This window comes from Vreelandella vilamensis, from assembly GCF_031451755.1.
GTDB classification, from domain to species: domain Bacteria; phylum Pseudomonadota; class Gammaproteobacteria; order Pseudomonadales; family Halomonadaceae; genus Vreelandella; species Vreelandella vilamensis.
This window is the reverse complement of the sequence record NZ_JARWAN010000016.1, coordinates 1-15816: the sequence shown is the minus strand read 5'-3', so window position 1 is coordinate 15816 and position 15816 is coordinate 1. Positions and strand designations below refer to the sequence as shown.

Here is a 15816-nt window from a genome sequence, read left to right as displayed (position 1 = left end):
AGGCGAAAAAAGTCAGTAATGCCAGCATGGTACACTAGCAAGCGTTGGGATGGTTTGGGTCAATCGCCTTGATTGGCCGCTTGAGTGGCTCTTCAGGGAGAGGCAGGCTTTGCCGGATATTGGTGTAATGCAAACGCAATCATGCGCGCCCATTGCGCGCTGGCTGCCGGTTACGGCGGCGCGCCCCGCCATGTCGCTTCCTTGGTGGCGCTGGGTAGCGTCTACTGACTCGTTGACCGCGCGGCTGATCGCCGCAGGTGAAGGGCGTAAGTTTCGGGTGCGGCTACTGCGCCAGAGCATAGGGTTTGCGTTTGCCGATGAGGCCATGGCGCTTGGCATTGGGCAGCGACGCTATGCGTGGCGACGTGAAGTGGCGCTGTGCCTAGACGGTACGCCCTGGGTGGTGGCGCGCACGGTGGCGCCGCTGGCGCAATGTCGTGGTCAGCGTCTGGAGCAGCTGGGGGAGCGCTCGCTGGGAAGCTGGCTGTTTCAGCAGCCGGACCTAAAGCGCGGCCCGCTTGAGGTCACCTCTCAGCCGCCGCGTTTCGCCGCCGTTGACAGCTGCTGGGGGCGGCGGTCGCGGTTTCAGCACGCTGGGTTGTCATTGCTGGTGCAGGAGTACTTTTTAACCGCCATGGCGGATGCGTTGGCGCTGCCTTCGCGCTAGGCTAGCCGCTTTTGCGTTTTCTTGAGACGAGGTAAGCATGGACCGTTCCCTACTGCGGCCGATTGGTTGGGCTCGCGTGCCCGATTTTCTTCACCTTACCCGGTTAGACCGGCCGATTGGCACCTGGCTTTTGATGTGGCCGACACTCTGGGCGCTGTGGATTGCAGCACAAGGCGTGCCGGGGCGCGATGTGCTGGTGATTTTTGTTGCCGGGGTTTACGCCATGCGCGCGGCAGGATGTGTGGTCAACGACTATGCTGATCGTCACTTCGACGGGCACGTCAAACGCACTCAAGATCGCCCGCTGGCCAATGGGCGCATTAGCGAGCGTGAGGCACAGCTATTGTTTGTGGGGCTGGTGGCGGTTGCGTTTGTGCTGGTGCTGTTTACCAATTTGTTCACCATTATACTTTCCCTGGGCGGGCTGATATTGGCGTTTATCTACCCGTTTATGAAGCGTTATACCCACTTCCCGCAAGTGTTTTTGGGGGCAGCGTTCTCCTGGGCGATCCCCATGGCGTGCGGCGCGGTGCTGGGGTACGTGCCGCTGGAGGGCTGGCTGCTGTTTTTTGCCAACGTGCTGTGGACGGTGGCTTACGACACCGAATACGCCATGGTGGATCGCGACGACGATCTTAAAATCGGCATTAAATCCACCGCCGTGCTGTTTGGCCGCGCAGATCGTTTGATCATCGGCCTGCTGCAGCTCGCGACCCTTTTGCTGCTTGCGGCGGTGGGTTGGCGCTTGGCGCTAGGAGGCTTTTTCTGGCTAGGGCTCGCCGCCATGGCGGCGACTTTCGTGCACCAGCAAGCGCTGATTCGTCACCGCGAACGGTCGCGCTGCTTTCAAGCGTTTTTGAATAACCACTGGTCGGGATTGGTCGTTTTCGCCGGAATCGCCTTGAGCTTGTGGCCCAGTGCGGGGTAAAACCCTAGGTGTCATGTAATTGTCATCAAGTCATGGTGTGATCGTCATCGAAATGTCGTGTTGATCTTTTCCGTTTAAGCACCGTGAGGCTTGTAATGACCGCCAAGACCGTTTTGATCGTCGATGATGAGGCGCCGATTCGCGAAATGATCGCGGTAGCCCTGGAAATGGCTGACTATCGCGTACTTGAAGCGGATAATGCCCAGGATGCTCACGCGATGGTGGTGGATCACCAGCCCGATCTTTTGCTGCTTGATTGGATGATGCCGGGCACTAGCGGTATTGAGCTCGCCAGGCGCTTAAAGCGTGAAAAAACCACCGCTGAGTTGCCGATTATCATGCTTACCGCCAAAGGCGAGGAGAACAATAAAATCCAGGGCTTGGAAGCCGGCGCCGACGATTACATCACCAAGCCGTTTTCCCCGCGCGAACTGGTGGCTCGGCTCAAGGCCGTGCTGCGACGCACCACACCGCGCGGCGTGGAAGACCCCATTGAAATTGAAGGGTTACTGCTGGACCCTGCTAGCCATCGCGTCAGTTCTTATGGCAAATCGGTCGATATGGGGCCCACCGAGTATCGGTTATTGCAGTTTTTTATGACCCATCAAGAGCGCGCTTACACGCGTGGCCAGTTACTTGATCAAGTCTGGGGCGGCAATGTCTATGTCGAAGAGCGTACCGTGGATGTGCATATTCGAAGGCTGCGTAAAGCGCTGGGTGAGCATAACCGGCTCATTCAAACGGTACGCGGCACAGGCTACCGCTTCTCCGCGCGAGGGTAGGCGTGCGCCTTTGGAGCCGTGAAATTTGGCGTCTAGTGTGGCTCTCGGCGGTAGGTGCCACACTGGGGGCGTTCTTGGGTGTGCCAGGGCTTGGTTTGGCCGTTGGCTTGGGGGGGTGTCTGGGGTATCACCTTTACCAGCTGCGCGCGCTTCACCGCTGGCTTATCCGCTCCCCCCACGATGAACCGCCGGCTGCCCCTGGGATTTGGGGCGAGCTTTTTGACCGTCTCTACCGCTACCAAAAAAGCCAACGCCTCACGCAAAACCGCCTACGCGCCACGCTTGCCAGGATTCAAGAGTCCTCAGAAGCCATGCGCGATAGCGTGGTGATGCTCGACCGGCATGGGGATTTGGAGTGGTGGAACAGCGCCGCGGCTAAGATGTTAGGGCTGAAAATCAAACATGATCGCGGCCAGCACATTACCAATTTTTTGCGCGACCCGCGCTTTGTCCGCTACTTCAATTCCCGCGATTACAGCGAGCCGCTAACGCTCACGTCCCCCATCGATGAGCGGCGCATTCTGCAGTATCAAATTACCTTATACGGCGACGACGAGCGCTTGGTGATGGCCCGCGACATTACCCGGTTGCATCGCTTAGAGCAGATGCGCCGCGACTTCGTGGCCAATGTCTCCCATGAGCTGCGCACGCCGCTGACGGTCATTTCCGGCTACTTAGAAACCTATGGCGACTTAGCGGAACAGCTGCCGCCGCGGTTGGGCCGCGGTATTGAGCAGATGCAGGCGCAGACCACGCGGATGCAGAACTTGGTCAACGACCTGTTGCTGCTCTCGCGCCTGGAGATTGATCAGGGCGGTGAGGACCACCAGCCAATCGATGTCGCGGCGTTATTGAAAGGCGTGCGCGAAGACGCACTGGCGTTGTCAAAAGGTCGGCAAACCCTTGAGATCGACATAGCGAGCGACGCCAAGCTTATCGGCAGCGAGCAAGAGTTACGCAGCGCGATTTCCAACCTGGCATTTAATGCCGTGCGCTATACCCCCCCGGATAGCCACATCACGCTGCGCTGGCAAATGGAGGGGGACGGCGGCTGCATCGACGTGGAAGATGATGGTGAAGGGATTGACCCGGTGCATCTTCCCCGCCTCACCGAGCGCTTTTATCGCGTGGATAAAGGGCGTAGCACTGCGACTGGCGGCACGGGTCTCGGGCTTGCGATCGTCAAGCACGTGCTACTGCGCCACGACGCCACGCTTTCAATTGACTCCCACCCTGGGGAAGGCGCCCTGTTTCGCTGCGTGTTCCCCAAAGAGCGGCTTGCCTGCTAATCCCGAAACGACGTTTTAACGCACGATAGCCCCGCCTGTCATGGCTTCTGTGCGGTAGTGGGCGTCCCACATCAACACGGCACCAGCCACTGCGCCGGGAAGTAAAAACAGGTTCGCCAGGGGTATCCAGGTAATCAACGTAACCAGCCCGCCGTAGCTTACGCTATGCCACCAGCGGCCAGAGAGGCGCCGGCGCATCTCGGCAAAACTCACCTTGTTGTTATCCATGGGGTAATCCAAGTAGGTAATGGCGGCCACCCAGGCGGAAAAGAGCGCCCACAAAAGCGGGGCGAAAAGGTTCAAGCCCGGAATCCAGCTGATGACAAACAGTAAAATAGCGCGCGGCAAAATATACCCGAGCTTAATCAGTTCACGTCCTAAGGCATCCATCGCGGTTTTCGCTAGACCGCGGTCGTCGAGCGGCTCGCGCCCGGTGGCGGCGACTTCCACCTTAGCGGCAAGAAAGCCGTAAAACGGTGCGGCAATCAAGTTCGTCACCACGGTGAAGGTAAAAAACACCACGGCAACCAAGCATAAGAAAAATAGCGGCCAAATCAGCCAGGCAAGCCAATCCAACCAGCTGGGCACCAAGCTCATCCAATAGCCAAGCCACCCTTCAAAGCGTTGCCACACCACGCTGAGTAGCGTCGCGTAGACGAGAAAATTGACCACAATGGGTAAAAAAATATAGCGCCGCATGCCGGGGCGGTAAACCCAGCAGGTTCCCTGAGCGATGGCGGTGAAGGCGTTCAGCATAGAAGGTGTATTCCTGGCAAAAAAACGGGCCGCAAAGCGGCCCATAAGATACGGGATATGACCATAATGGCAATAGCGTAACGCGTCCGCGATGTGTCTCTTCGCTTTTTCGGGTTATCTGCCCTGCTGCATTTGCTGTTCAAGCGTTTCCGGGTTGCTGTGACGAATATCGAGTCCTTTGACCAAATACACGACGTGCTCAGCGAGGTTGTCAGCGTGGTCGCCCACCCGCTCTAATGCCCGCAACACCCACATCACGCTGAGTACCGCGGAAATGGAGCGGGCATCCTCGGCCATGAACGTGATGAGCGAGCGCATCGCACTGCCGTACTCGTCATCCACTAGTTCGTCCTCTCGCACGACTTCTAACGCCAGGTCGGTATCAAAGCGTGCAAACGAGGTCAGCGCATCACGTAGCATCTTGCGCACGTGCTCGCTGATGTGGCGCACCTCCACCAAACCGCGTACGGCCGCGCCACTTTCGCTTAAGGTAATGGCGTTGCGCGCGATCTTGCTCGCTTCATCGCCAATACGTTCAAGATCAGACGAGGCGCGGATGACGGCGACGACCAGGCGGAGGTCAGAGGCGGCGGGCTGGCGGCGCGCCAGCACGCGGGTACACTCGTCGTCAATTTGCAGCTGCAAATCGTTAACCTCGCGGTCGCTGTCGCGGACCTTGATGGCAAGCTTGGTATCGCCTTCCAGCAGAGAAGTAACGGCATCGCTTACCTGCTTTTCCACCAGGCCGCCCATGGCCATGAGGTGGGTTTTGAGCTCTTCCAGCTCTTGGTTGAACTGACGCGAGATATGTTGGCTGTGGCTGTCGCTGGTGATATCCATGGAACGCTCCTTATCGTGGTGATCGGGGGGTAGGGGGGTCATGCCATTCGGCCGGTAATGTAGTCTTCCGTTCGCTGTAAGTGCGGGTTGGTGAAGACTTGGTCTGTCGGGCCGTACTCAATGAGTTCACCGTCGTGTAAGAAGGCGGTGTAATCCGAGACGCGTGCGGCTTGCTGCATGTTGTGGGTGACAAGTATTAAGGTTAGCTGAGATTTCAAGTTGCGAATCAGCTCCTCGATTTTGAGCGTTGAAATCGGGTCAAGCGCTGAGGCTGGTTCATCGAGCAGCAAGATATCGGGCTGTACGGCGAGCGTGCGGGCGATCACCAGGCGCTGCTGCTGCCCGCCTGAAAGCTGCCAAGCGGATTTGTGTAAGCGATCCTTGACCTCATCCCAGAGCGCCGCCGAGGTAAGCGCCCACTCAACAATGTCATCGCGTTTACGCTTAGAGATGCGCTTTTGCAAGCGCAGCCCGAAGGCGACGTTTTCGTAAATCGACATGGGGAACGGGTTTGGCGTTTGAAACACCATGCCTATCCGCCGCCGCAGTTCCGATACATGCATGTTATCGGCATAAATATCCTCACCTTCAAAGGTGATACGGCCACTGTGGGTGGCGTTTTCGTTTAAATCGTGCAGTCGATTGATCGCCCGTAAGAGAGTCGACTTGCCACACCCAGAGGGGCCGATAAATGCCGTGACCCGGTGGCGTGGCACGTTAAGCGTTAACTCGCGCAACGCGGTTTTTCCCGCGTAAGCGAGGCTAAAGCGTTCAATACTGAGGCAGCTTTGCGCAGCGCTAAAGTGCGTCAGGTAAGCGGCATTCGAGACGTTTGGCGACGCTAACATGACTGCCCCCGTTGGTGGCGTAAATGATGACGCAACAATATGGCAGTTAGATTAAGCACTAACACAATGAAGACCAAAAGCAGGGCGATCGCGTAGACCAGCGGGATGGCGGCCTGGATATCCTCGCCGTGAAAGGCGGTATCAAACAGATGATAGCCCAGGTGCATAAACTTGCGTTCGACGTGCAAATAGGGGAATTCGCCATCCACCGGCATTTGTGGTGCCAGTTTTGCCACGCCCACGAGCATTAGCGGCGCCACTTCGCCCGCGGCGCGGGCGATGGCGAGTATGACCGCGGTGAGCATCGCCGGGGCTGCCATGGGCAATACCACCCGTGTGAGCATTTCAAGGCGGGTTGCACCGAGGGCGACGGCGCCTTCGCGCTGAGCATCGGGGATGCGCGCAAGCCCTTCCTCGGTGGCGACAATCACCACCGGCAAGGTCAAAAGCGCCAGCGTTAGCGATGCCCACAGAAGCCCCCCGGTGCCGAAGGTCGGCGACGGCAGCGAATCGCTAAAAAACCACTCGTCCAATGAGCTACCAAGGCCGTAAACAAAGACGCCCAAACCGAATACGCCATAAACAATGGACGGCACGCCCGCCAGGTTGCGCACACCAATGCGCACCAGCCGGGTAAGACGCCCCTGATGGGCGATTTCATTTAAGTAGATGGCCGCCAGCACGCCAAAGGGCATGACGATCAACGACATCACCATCACCATCAACACCGTGCCGAAAATAGCCGGCCAGACACCGCCGCCGGTATTCGCGGCACGCGGCCCTTCGCTTAAGAACTGCCACACGCCTGACGACCAGAAGCGTATTTTTTCCCACCACGCCATGGCGTTAGGGCGATAAGCGCGATGAATTTCATTAAGTGGCTGGCGCAGCGTCTCACCTCCGGCGCTTTTGAGGATCAGCGTTGCGTTGGGGCGCTCGGGGGGAGGCCGCGTTAGCGCTGTTTTAAGCGCTTGCCAGGCCGCTTCACCCTCAAGATGGCTCCCGGCGGATTCAACGGCGGTAAGGTAGCCGATAAAATCGCCCCAGGGGCTGCGCTCTAAACGCACCAGCGCGTGTGGCGTGCTGCGTTCGTCGATGTGGTTAATTTCCACCCAGCGCCAACGATGACTGTCCAAGTCGCGGTTAGCGGTGAAGTAGAGCCGCTCTTCGCCGTCGCGATGGGGCAGCGGTATTTCACGCACCGCCTCGCCGGCGATGACCTCGCCCGAGTCCAGCGTGACGCTTTCTAGCGTCGCCGGCCAAAAGTGGCCCAGGCCACGGGTGAGCAGGAGTGTCAGCAGCGCGGCGAGCATCAAAAGGGAAAGTGCCACGCTTGCGGCGCACAGCCAGGGCCATAGGCGGCTCATCCTCCACCTCCCATGCGGCTTAGGCGAATACGCAGCCGTAAACGCACCACTTCGGCCAGGGTATTGACCAAAAAGGTAAACAAAAACAGTACCAGCGCGGCGAAAATCAGCACATGGTAGGTGCTACTGCCGGGGGCGGCTTCCGGCATCTCAATGGCAATGGCGGCGGCGATAGAGCGCATGCCTTCAAACGGGCTGACGCTGAAAAGCGCGGTATTGCCGCTGGCCATCAGCACAATCATGGTTTCGCCAACGGCGCGGCCAGCGCCGATCATCACCGCGGAAAAAATCCCAGGGCCAGCCGCTGGCAGGGCGACCTTCCACAACGCCTGCCAGCGGGTGGCGCCGAGGGCTTGTGCGCCTTCCAGTAGCGAGGCGGGCACATCGGCAAGGGCGTCTTCCGCCAACGCATAAATGCTAGGAATCACGGCAAACCCCATGGCCATTCCCACAATCATGGCGTTACGCGTGGCGTAATTAAGCCCGAGCTGTTGATCCAGCCACTGGCGAACATCGCCACCGATCAGCACCTGCTCAACACCGGGTGTCGCCCAGAGCGCAAGGAACGTCATGACAACGAGCCAGGGCACAAGCCATAGCCCGGCCCAGCTGAAGGGTAAGTACTGGCGCAGTGATTGTCGCGCGCGGTGCCATAACGCCCCGGCTAGCAGGGTGCTGAGAGGCAACCACACCAGTAACACGAGCGTGCTAGCTAAATGACGCTCGACCCACGGCGCTAAAATCAGCCCGGCGATAAACCCCACCACGACGCCGGGGATCGCCTCCATCATTTCCAGTACGGGCTTTATGCGGCTGCGCAGCGGAGGTGGCATGTAGAGGGCGGTGTAAACCGCCGCGCCTAGGGCGACGGGTAAGGCCAATAACATTGCCGCCAAGGCCGCTTTTAAGGTGCCCCAAGCCAACGGTGAGAGTGTCTCCAAGGTAAACGTCCCTGTCATGGAGAGCAGGGGGAGGCTTTCCCAGAGCAAAAAAATCCCGATGGCCAAAATCGCGGCCAAAACGGCAAACGCGCCCACCGTGATGGACGCCGTGGCGAGCCGGTCGAGTCGTTGACGCCGTGGGTCAGAACCCGAAGGCGTTGAATGGTGTAGCCGAGAGGGCGGGGTCATGGCAGTGGAATACAATGATCGGGCGGATGAACGTCGCGCATGGCGCTATCTCCTGAGAGTCGCTTAGCGTAAGACATGTTTATGACATTTCCATGACAGCGCTTACCAGCGGGCTTGCTGTTGGCGTACCGTCTCTGACAGTGGCACAAAGCCGGCGGCACGGACAATTTTCTGCCCTTCGGGCGAAAATATCAGCGCCAACAGCGCGCGCTCAGCCGGGGGCAGCGGGACATTGGGTGGTGCGTTTACGTAGAGGTATAAATAGCGCGATAGCGGGTAGGCGCCGGTTTGGACGGCCCCTTCGCTCGGCGCGATGGTATTGCCATCACCGTCCTCAATGCGTAAGGCTTTCACTAGCGCGTTTAAGTGCGAATAGCCGGCGTAGCCCATGGCGCCGGGCGATTCGCCCACCGCGGCGACCACCGGTGCGGTGCCGGGGTGCTCACTGACATTGCGGCGAAATTCGCCGCCGCAAAGCGCCCGCTGCTGGAAGAGATCGTGGGTGCCCGAGGCCGTGTTACGCCCATGCAAGGCAATGTGGTAAAACGGCCAGTCCGCCTGATCTAAAATTGTGTCCCAACGGGTGATGGAGGCGTTGGCACCGCACGCGCGGGAGGTCGAAAAAATGGCATCCACCTGCCGTTGCGATAGCGCGTCGAGCGGGTTGTGGCGGTGGACAATCACCGCCAATGCGTCTCGGGCAACTTTCAGCTCCAGTGGTGGATAACCATAGCGATTCGTAAACGCCTGTATTTCGTCAGGCGTCAGTTGGCGCGACATAGGGCCTAGCCGAGTGGTGCCCGCGATTAACGCCGGCGGCGCGTTGGCCGAACCGGCGGCTTGGAACTGAATTTTAACGTCAGGGTGGCGCTGCTTTAGCGCCTCACCCCAGCGCAACACTAAGCCCGCCATGGTGTCAGAGCCGACAGCCCCTAAGGTGCCGTCCACCGTCGGCGCTTGGGCATCGGCGTGCGTGAACGTTAAGGCCAGTAGGAGGGTAAGCCAAATGGGCGTCGCCCTACGGCATAAAGATAAAACATGACTATTCAAACGCCCGCCCTCATATGGTTAACTGCTGTCTATTATTGCAGTGCAGCAATGATACACTGCGGATAACTCGCAAAAAAACGCAGCACTCCGTATTCTTATGTCACAACAATAAATTCAAAAAGCGACGCGATGATGACTTTTTCAAATAACGAGGCTCTTTTGCATAACGAAGTGGATGATATACCCACCCCCACGGGCCAGTTAACGCTTAAGCTTTTGGCTTCGCGCCAGGACACCAATCTTTACGGCGATATTTCCGGTGGCTGGCTGGTCAATCAGATGGATCAAGCGGCTGAGCTAGCGGCTGGTCGTGAGGCTTACGGCCGCACCGCGACAGTGGCGATTGAGGCGATGGACTTTCTCAGCCCGGTGCGCGTGGGATCGATGGTGAGTGTTTACACGCACGTGCGTGAGATTGGCCATAGCTCAATTAAGATTGAGGTCGAAGTGTGGGTGCGTCCGCCCCATGGCCATAGCGTGAAAGAACGGCAAAAGGTAACCGAAGCGCACTTTGTAATGGTAGCGCTCGATGACAATGGCCGCATTCGCGCGGTGCATGGCAGCGATGGCTGATAAGCCTTGAACCCACACGCCACGAGGCGTTTAGACGACCTCCGTGGCGTGACGCGGTAATCACGCCATTAGGCGCCGACGTTTTCGCGGGTCTTCAGGTAAGTGAACTCGCCGCTGTCCGTTGAGGGGCGTACCGTTTCTTGGAAGGCGCGGTAGGAGTCGTATACTTTCTTGGAATCGGCATCGCGTTCGGTTTGCTCGCGGATGACCTCGTTGGACGCCTCATAAAGTGCCTGCATCACGTCTTCCGGGAAAGTGCGCAGCTTAACGTCGTGCTCGTTAACCAGCGTATCCAACGCTTGCGCGTTGCGGAAGGTGAACTCGCTGATCATCGAAAGGTTAGCGGCACGGGCGGCTTCAGTGACCACGGCTTTTAAATCGTCGGGCAGGGCGTTCCAAGCGTCTAGGTTAATGGTGCCTTCTAGCACGGCACTGGGCTCGTTCCACGCTGAGGTATAGTAGTAATCCGCTACTTGGTGCAGGCCGAACGCTAAGTCGTTATAGGGGCTTACCCAGTCGGCGGCATCCAGCGAGCCGGTTTGCATGGCGGTGAAAATTTCGCTACCGGCCATATTAACGGTGGTCACTCCGATGCGGTTCATCGCTTCACCCGCGAGCCCCGGCAGGCGCAGTTTGACGCCCTGTAGGTCATCTAACGAGTTAATCTCTTTTTTAAACCAGCCGCCGGGTTGCGTGGTGGTGTTGCCTACCGGGAAAGGCTTGAGATTGTGTTTGGCGTACACTTCATCCCAGAGTTCTTGACCGCCGCCGTAATACAGCCAGGCGTTGGTTTCTTGCGTTGTCATACCGAACGGCACGGCGGTAAAAAACTGCGACGCTGCGACTTTGCCGCGCCAGTAGTAAGAAGCTGAGTGGCCCATTTCCGCGGTGCCCGCTGACACGGCATCGAAGACTTCAAGCGCCGGGACCAGCTCGCCGGCGCCGTGAACGCGAACGCGCATACGCCCACCGGAGAGGGCTTCGATACGCTCGGCGAATTCATTCGCCCCCGTTCCCAGCGCGGGAAAGTTTTTTGGCCATGAGGTAACCATGTTCCAGGTGATGGTCTCTTGGGCCTTGGCGGTGGAAATAAACGGGGCGGCAGCGACACCGGCGGCACTCAGGCCGGCGGTTTTCAAAAAGTGACGGCGTTGCATAATGAGCAAGACTCCGAACAGTATGGTTTTTATGTAAGCGCAAAAAGCGCGGTGTCCGTCGATTAGTATGCGTTAAAGCGAATTTTGCCCGCAAGCATTCTGATTACTCATCTGAGGGGTCTTTCATGCGATTGGCGTGGCGGACCAGCCAATAGCAACCCCCCAAGGCCAGCACCGCGGCGGCGAGTGCGCCAATTTGCCAAGGATCAATGACTTCCATATCCAGCACCATGAACTTGCGTACCAGTGCCATAATCGCGATTAGTACCACGATTTCGACGTGGATAAAGCCTTTTCCGCCGGCCATCGTGCGGATGATGGAGTTATTGAACTCCATGGCGATGAGTACGGTGAGAATCATGTCGAACAGCGCTTGGAACACGCGGTAGTCGAACGGGTCGCGGCTTTGAATGAACAAAAGCTGCACCACATGAATTACCAGGTAGTACATAGCGACCAGTACTGCCCCGGCAATGGCAACGCTCAGTACCAGCGAGACCAAGCGTTCAAAGCGGTGGTAGCCGCTCAGTTCGGACCAGCCGTTGCACACTTCAGGGAATAGGCGTTTTAAGCGTTGTTTCATAAGGCCCTCTTTACGGCGTATGGATGCTGTAAGCCCTGAAGCACACAGGCGTCATGTCTACAGGGGTGTCAGCTTAGCAAACCCTAGTACTAGCCATTTAATGCCCTCGCCTTCGAAGCTGACCTGCACCCGGGCGCGGGCGCCTTCGCCTTCGGCATTGAGGATGATCCCCTCACCAAAAACGGGGTGTTTCACCTGCTGGCCGACGTGCAAGCTGGGTAAATCGCCGTCACCTTCCACGCTTTGCTGGGCGAAGCTTGAGCGCTGCGCGGTGACCGGGCGCGAGACTTGGCCGCGCAGGCGCACCTCTTCGAGTAAATGCGGCGGCAATTCGCGCAGAAAACGCGACGGGCGCGGAAAGACTTCCTTGCCGTGCAGGCGCCGGGTTTCGGCGTGGGTGAGGTAGAGTTTTTCCATCGCGCGGGTGACGCCGACATAGCAAAGACGCCGCTCTTCCTCCAGGCGCCCCGGCTCCTCCAGCGACATTTTGTGGGGGAATAACCCTTCTTCGACACCGGCGATAAACACCACCGGGAACTCCAGCCCTTTGGCGGAGTGCAGGGTCATCAACTGCACGCTGTCCTCGAACTCTTCGGCTTCGTGGTCGCCGGCGTTGAGGGCGGCCTCGGATAAAAACGCCTCCAGCGCGGCCATGCCTTCGCCGGCTTCCGGGGCGTCGAACACATCGCCTTGGGTAAAGGCGCGGGCAGCGGTCACCAGCTCTTCTAAGTTTTCCACCCGCGCCTGGCCTTTCTCGCCTTTTTCGCTCTGGTGGTGCTCGATCAACCCGGTACGGGCGATGGCGTGGTCGATGATTTCGTGTAGCGAGAGTCCGGCGGCATCGTTATCGAGTTGCTCAATGAGGTTGGCAAACGCCTGCACGGCATTGGCCGCACGGCCTTTGAGCGTACCGTCTTGGGCGGTGTCGTGGAGCGATTGCCACAGCGAAACGCTCTGCTCGCGGGCGCGCTGGCGGATGATTTCTACCGTGCGCGTGCCAATGCCCCGCGTGGGCACGTTGATCACTCGCTCCAGCGAGGCGTCGTCCTCGCGGTTGAGCAGCAACCGCAGGTAGGCCAGCGCGTTTTTGATTTCTAACCGCTCGTAAAAGCGGTGGCCGCCGTAGATACGGTAGGGCATGCCTTGGCGAATCAGCGACTCTTCGAGTAGCCGCGACTGGGCGTTGGAGCGGTAGAGAATCGCCATATCCCGGCGGTTTAAGCCTTCGTCGACTTTCTCCTTGATAGTATCGACGATAAAGCGCGCCTCTTCGAGGTCGTTAAACCCGGCATAAACCGAGATGGGCGCGCCCTCGGCGCCTTCGGTCCAGAGGTTTTTGCCCATTCGTTCGCTGTTGTGGCTGATCAGCGTATTGGCGGCTTCCAGGATCGCGCTGGTGGAGCGGTAGTTTTGTTCCAGGCGCACGGTTTTGACCTGCGGGAACTCCTGCTCAAAGCGGCGGATATTTTCCACTTTGGCGCCGCGCCAGCCGTAGATTGATTGGTCATCGTCGCCGACCACGGTCATTGGCGTTTGCATGCCGCTCAAAAGCTTAAGCCAGGCGTACTGCAGCGTGTTGGTGTCCTGAAACTCGTCCACCAACACGTGACCAAAGCGCTCGCGGTAGTGGGCGAGCAGCGCCGGGTTATCGCGCAACAGCTCCAGGCTTCTAAGCAATAGCTCGCCGAAATCCACCAGCCCGCCGCGATCACAGGTGAGCTGGTAGCGCTCATAGAGTTCCACCATCTGGCCCAGGTAGGCATCGCCGGCGACATCCACTTGAGGAGGGCGGAGGCCCTCTTCCTTGCAGCCGGAAATGAACCCTTGGACCTGGCGCGGCGGGAAGCGCTCGTCGTCGATGGAGTAGTCTTTCAGCAGGCGCTTGACCAGGCGCAGCTGGTCATCGCTGTCGATAATCTGGAAGTGCTGTGGCAGCCGCGCGTCCTGCCAGTGGGTGCGCAGCAGGCGGTGGGCAATCGAGTGAAAGGTGCCGACCCAGACGTGGCGCAGCGAAATACCCAGTAGCGCTTCTAAGCGCGTGCGCATCTCGCGCGCGGCTTTGTTGGTAAAAGTGACCGCCAACAGCGCATAGGGCGAAAGCCCTTCGGCCTGCATCAGCCAGGCGATGCGGTGAACCAAGACGCGGGTTTTGCCGGAGCCGGCGCCCGCGAGCACCAGAAGATTGCCTGGCGGGGCGCTTACTGCCTCGCGCTGATCGCCGTTGAGCTGATCGAGAATCGCCGTGACGTCATCCATAAAAGCCGCTGCCGGGGTCGAAAAAGGGGCGCCTAGTCTAGCATAAGGCTAGCTCTCTTCGGGGAAGCGCAGCGGATTGAGGCTCTTTTTCACCGCTTTCAGCTGCTCGGCAAGCTTAGGGCCACGGGTTTTGGCCACGCCCACCGCGAGCACGTCCACCAGCACCAGATGGGCAATCCGCGAGCTCATCGGGGTGTAGATCTCGGTGTCTTCGTGGACATCGATATAAAGCGGCAGGGTTACCTCTTTGGACAGCGGCGAATCGCTGGGGCACAGGCCGATCACCGTGGCGCCGGCTTCGCGGGCTAGGCGCACGCTGGCGACCAGCGCTTTAGTGCGGCCGGTTTGCGAGATGGCGACCACCACATCGCCTTCTTTGAGTGTTACCGCCGACATGTTCTGCATGTGCGGGTCAGCATAGGCGGAGGTGGAGATCTGTAGGCGAAAGAACTTGTGCTGGGCATCAAACGCGACCGCACCGGAGGCGCCAAAGCCGTAAAACTCCACCCGGTTGGCCATCGCCAGCGCATTGACCGCTCGGCCTAGGGCGTTGTTGTCCAGGCGGTCGCGTACCGAAAGCAGCGTACCGACGGTGGAGTCAAAAATGCTATGGGAAAACTCCGCGACCGAGTCGCTATCGTTCATCGAGAATTGCGCGAATTGGGTGCCGGTCGCGAGCATTTGCGCCAGCTGGAGCTTGAAATCCTGAAAACCGTTACAGCCCAGTGCACGACAAAAACGTACCACGGTAGGCTCGCTCACTTTAGCTTCGGTGGCCAGATCCACAATGCGCATGTGGATCACTTCGTCGGGGTTGCGCAGCACAAAGCGCGCCACTTTTTGCTCGGAGCGGCGAAAGTGCTCCATGCGGCGTCTCATTTCATCGAACAGGGCGCGGCTCAAGGTCAGCTCCTTCGTTAGTGGTGCGTGCGAGGCAATGGTGGGTAGGGCGCTCGTATGTAAAACAGTCGTATTCAGAACAGATGTACATAAAACAATAGTATGCCTGAATCACGGGTAAAATGGGCAGCATCGCGTTTGCCTAGGGGTTTGCATAAAAGACAGTGCGTTTAAAAGGCGTGGACGATTTTTTGTCCCGACCTTCATCATTTTGTCAACTGCGTTATAGTAAAACTAACAGTGCCGCACTGCATCATCGCGTGAAAGTGAGTGCAGACAGGCGGGAAATGTCACTGTGGATAAGGTCGGCTGTTAACAGCAGCCACCCGAAGGAGCGTCGATTATGCGTAATGTCGAACGAGTTACCTCGGTAAAAAGCGAACTGCTCGATATTTTTATGAGCATGGAAGTCAACGAGCATACCCAGCGTAAGCGTGCATGTGCACAACGCAATCTGCGGGCCCGCCGCGGCATCGAGCTACACCGCGAGTTCCAAAAACTCTCGCAAGAGATTGCGGATTTGCCTGAGCACGATGACGAGCCCATCGAGCACGAACTGCACTAACCCGGAAGTTTGTCTTAAAGCCTGAGTGGGTAGGTGTCGGGTCCCGTGTGATTAACCACCTTCTTGGTAAATAACTCAGGACGCTTGGTTTGCCATTCCTTCATTATCGCAATCGGTGATTGATG

At 58.4% G+C, this 15816-nt stretch carries 16 protein-coding genes; 6 read left to right on the top strand and 10 right to left on the bottom strand.

Annotation, left to right across the window (positions count from 1 at the left end; all coding sequences use genetic code 11):
• Nucleotides 1-127 precede the first annotated feature (127 nt).
• The 4 genes from QC823_RS10535 to phoR all read left to right on the top strand — a co-directional run bounded on the left by QC823_RS10535 (nucleotide 128) and on the right by phoR (nucleotide 3666).
• Nucleotides 128-667, top strand: a complete 540-nt coding sequence (locus tag QC823_RS10535) for a chorismate--pyruvate lyase family protein (protein ID WP_309656306.1) — start codon at nucleotides 128-130, stop codon at nucleotides 665-667.
• 37 nt (nucleotides 668-704) lie between these two features.
• Nucleotides 705-1595, top strand: coding sequence for a 4-hydroxybenzoate octaprenyltransferase (gene ubiA, locus QC823_RS10530; protein ID WP_309656305.1), 891 nt, complete (start codon nucleotides 705-707; stop codon nucleotides 1593-1595).
• A 95-nt stretch (nucleotides 1596-1690) separates the two neighbouring features.
• The gene (gene phoB / locus QC823_RS10525) at nucleotides 1691-2377 is read left to right on the top strand and encodes a phosphate regulon transcriptional regulator PhoB (protein WP_309656304.1); all 687 of its coding nucleotides are present in this window, start codon (nucleotides 1691-1693) and stop codon (nucleotides 2375-2377) included.
• Nucleotides 2378-2379: 2 nt separating this feature from the next.
• On the top strand, nucleotides 2380-3666 hold the full coding sequence (gene phoR / locus QC823_RS10520) for a phosphate regulon sensor histidine kinase PhoR (RefSeq protein WP_309656303.1): 1287 nt from the start codon (nucleotides 2380-2382) through the stop codon (nucleotides 3664-3666).
• Between the two features lie 15 nt (nucleotides 3667-3681).
• On the opposite strand, the gene cysZ is transcribed toward phoR, so the two are convergent.
• The 6 genes from cysZ to QC823_RS10490 form a co-directional block, all read right to left on the bottom strand.
• Nucleotides 3682-4422, bottom strand: coding sequence for a sulfate transporter CysZ (gene cysZ / locus QC823_RS10515; RefSeq protein ID WP_309656302.1), 741 nt, complete (start codon nucleotides 4420-4422; stop codon nucleotides 3682-3684).
• A gap of 114 nt (nucleotides 4423-4536) precedes the next feature.
• Nucleotides 4537-5262 (bottom strand): phosphate signaling complex protein PhoU, encoded by a 726-nt coding sequence (gene phoU, locus QC823_RS10510; RefSeq protein ID WP_309656301.1) that lies wholly within the window; start codon nucleotides 5260-5262, stop codon nucleotides 4537-4539.
• Between the two features lie 38 nt (nucleotides 5263-5300).
• Entirely contained in the window at nucleotides 5301-6110 is an 810-nt protein-coding gene (gene pstB, locus QC823_RS10505) for a phosphate ABC transporter ATP-binding protein PstB (RefSeq protein ID WP_309656300.1), read from the bottom strand.
• Nucleotides 6104-7477 carry a phosphate ABC transporter permease PstA gene (gene pstA / locus QC823_RS10500; RefSeq protein ID WP_309656299.1) on the bottom strand — a complete coding sequence of 458 codons (1374 nt, stop codon included), beginning with the start codon at nucleotides 7475-7477 and terminating at the stop codon, nucleotides 6104-6106. The genes pstB and pstA overlap by 7 nt, the downstream gene beginning before the upstream one ends.
• Nucleotides 7474-8607, bottom strand: coding sequence for an ABC transporter permease subunit (locus QC823_RS10495; RefSeq protein ID WP_309656298.1), 1134 nt, complete (start codon nucleotides 8605-8607; stop codon nucleotides 7474-7476). The genes pstA and QC823_RS10495 overlap by 4 nt, the downstream gene beginning before the upstream one ends.
• 102 nt (nucleotides 8608-8709) lie before the next feature.
• Nucleotides 8710-9657, bottom strand: coding sequence for a PstS family phosphate ABC transporter substrate-binding protein (locus QC823_RS10490; protein ID WP_309656297.1), 948 nt, complete (start codon nucleotides 9655-9657; stop codon nucleotides 8710-8712).
• Nucleotides 9658-9789: 132 nt separating this feature from the next.
• On the opposite strand from QC823_RS10490, the gene QC823_RS10485 reads away from it, so the two are divergent.
• Nucleotides 9790-10230 carry an acyl-CoA thioesterase gene (locus QC823_RS10485; RefSeq protein ID WP_309656366.1) on the top strand — a complete coding sequence of 147 codons (441 nt, stop codon included), beginning with the start codon at nucleotides 9790-9792 and terminating at the stop codon, nucleotides 10228-10230.
• Between the two features lie 68 nt (nucleotides 10231-10298).
• Here the strand turns inward: QC823_RS10485 and QC823_RS10480 are convergent, their stop codons facing one another.
• From QC823_RS10480 to hexR, 4 genes are all read right to left on the bottom strand, one after another.
• On the bottom strand, nucleotides 10299-11387 hold the full coding sequence (locus QC823_RS10480; protein ID WP_309656296.1) for a TRAP transporter substrate-binding protein: 1089 nt from the start codon (nucleotides 11385-11387) through the stop codon (nucleotides 10299-10301).
• Nucleotides 11388-11490: 103 nt separating this feature from the next.
• On the bottom strand, nucleotides 11491-11970 hold the full coding sequence (locus QC823_RS10475; RefSeq protein ID WP_309656295.1) for a phosphate-starvation-inducible PsiE family protein: 480 nt from the start codon (nucleotides 11968-11970) through the stop codon (nucleotides 11491-11493).
• Between the two features lie 57 nt (nucleotides 11971-12027).
• Nucleotides 12028-14226 carry a DNA helicase II gene (gene uvrD / locus QC823_RS10470; RefSeq protein ID WP_309656294.1) on the bottom strand — a complete coding sequence of 733 codons (2199 nt, stop codon included), beginning with the start codon at nucleotides 14224-14226 and terminating at the stop codon, nucleotides 12028-12030.
• 48 nt (nucleotides 14227-14274) lie between these two features.
• Complete coding sequence (hexR, locus tag QC823_RS10465; RefSeq protein WP_309656293.1) at nucleotides 14275-15129, bottom strand: transcriptional regulator HexR; 855 nt, start codon at nucleotides 15127-15129, stop codon at nucleotides 14275-14277.
• Between the two features lie 340 nt (nucleotides 15130-15469).
• Between hexR and QC823_RS10460 the strand changes: the two genes are divergently transcribed.
• Complete coding sequence (locus tag QC823_RS10460) at nucleotides 15470-15691, top strand: PA3496 family putative envelope integrity protein (RefSeq protein WP_309656292.1); 222 nt, start codon at nucleotides 15470-15472, stop codon at nucleotides 15689-15691.
• Nucleotides 15692-15816 lie beyond the last annotated feature (125 nt).

Coding starts and splice junctions, on each gene's coding strand:
- uvrD (WP_309656294.1), bottom strand. CDS start 14,226: ATGGATGACGTCACGGCGATTCTCGATCAGCTCAACGGCGATCAGCGC.
- ubiA (WP_309656305.1), top strand. CDS start 705: ATGGACCGTTCCCTACTGCGGCCGATTGGTTGGGCTCGCGTGCCCGAT.
- phoU (WP_309656301.1), bottom strand. CDS start 5,262: ATGGATATCACCAGCGACAGCCACAGCCAACATATCTCGCGTCAGTTC.
- QC823_RS10485 (WP_309656366.1), top strand. CDS start 9,790: ATGACTTTTTCAAATAACGAGGCTCTTTTGCATAACGAAGTGGATGAT.
- phoB (WP_309656304.1), top strand. CDS start 1,691: ATGACCGCCAAGACCGTTTTGATCGTCGATGATGAGGCGCCGATTCGC.
- QC823_RS10475 (WP_309656295.1), bottom strand. CDS start 11,970: ATGAAACAACGCTTAAAACGCCTATTCCCTGAAGTGTGCAACGGCTGG.
- pstA (WP_309656299.1), bottom strand. CDS start 7,477: ATGAGCCGCCTATGGCCCTGGCTGTGCGCCGCAAGCGTGGCACTTTCC.
- cysZ (WP_309656302.1), bottom strand. CDS start 4,422: ATGCTGAACGCCTTCACCGCCATCGCTCAGGGAACCTGCTGGGTTTAC.
- QC823_RS10480 (WP_309656296.1), bottom strand. CDS start 11,387: ATGCAACGCCGTCACTTTTTGAAAACCGCCGGCCTGAGTGCCGCCGGT.
- QC823_RS10535 (WP_309656306.1), top strand. CDS start 128: ATGCAAACGCAATCATGCGCGCCCATTGCGCGCTGGCTGCCGGTTACG.
- QC823_RS10460 (WP_309656292.1), top strand. CDS start 15,470: ATGCGTAATGTCGAACGAGTTACCTCGGTAAAAAGCGAACTGCTCGAT.
- QC823_RS10495 (WP_309656298.1), bottom strand. CDS start 8,607: ATGACCCCGCCCTCTCGGCTACACCATTCAACGCCTTCGGGTTCTGAC.
- pstB (WP_309656300.1), bottom strand. CDS start 6,110: ATGTTAGCGTCGCCAAACGTCTCGAATGCCGCTTACCTGACGCACTTT.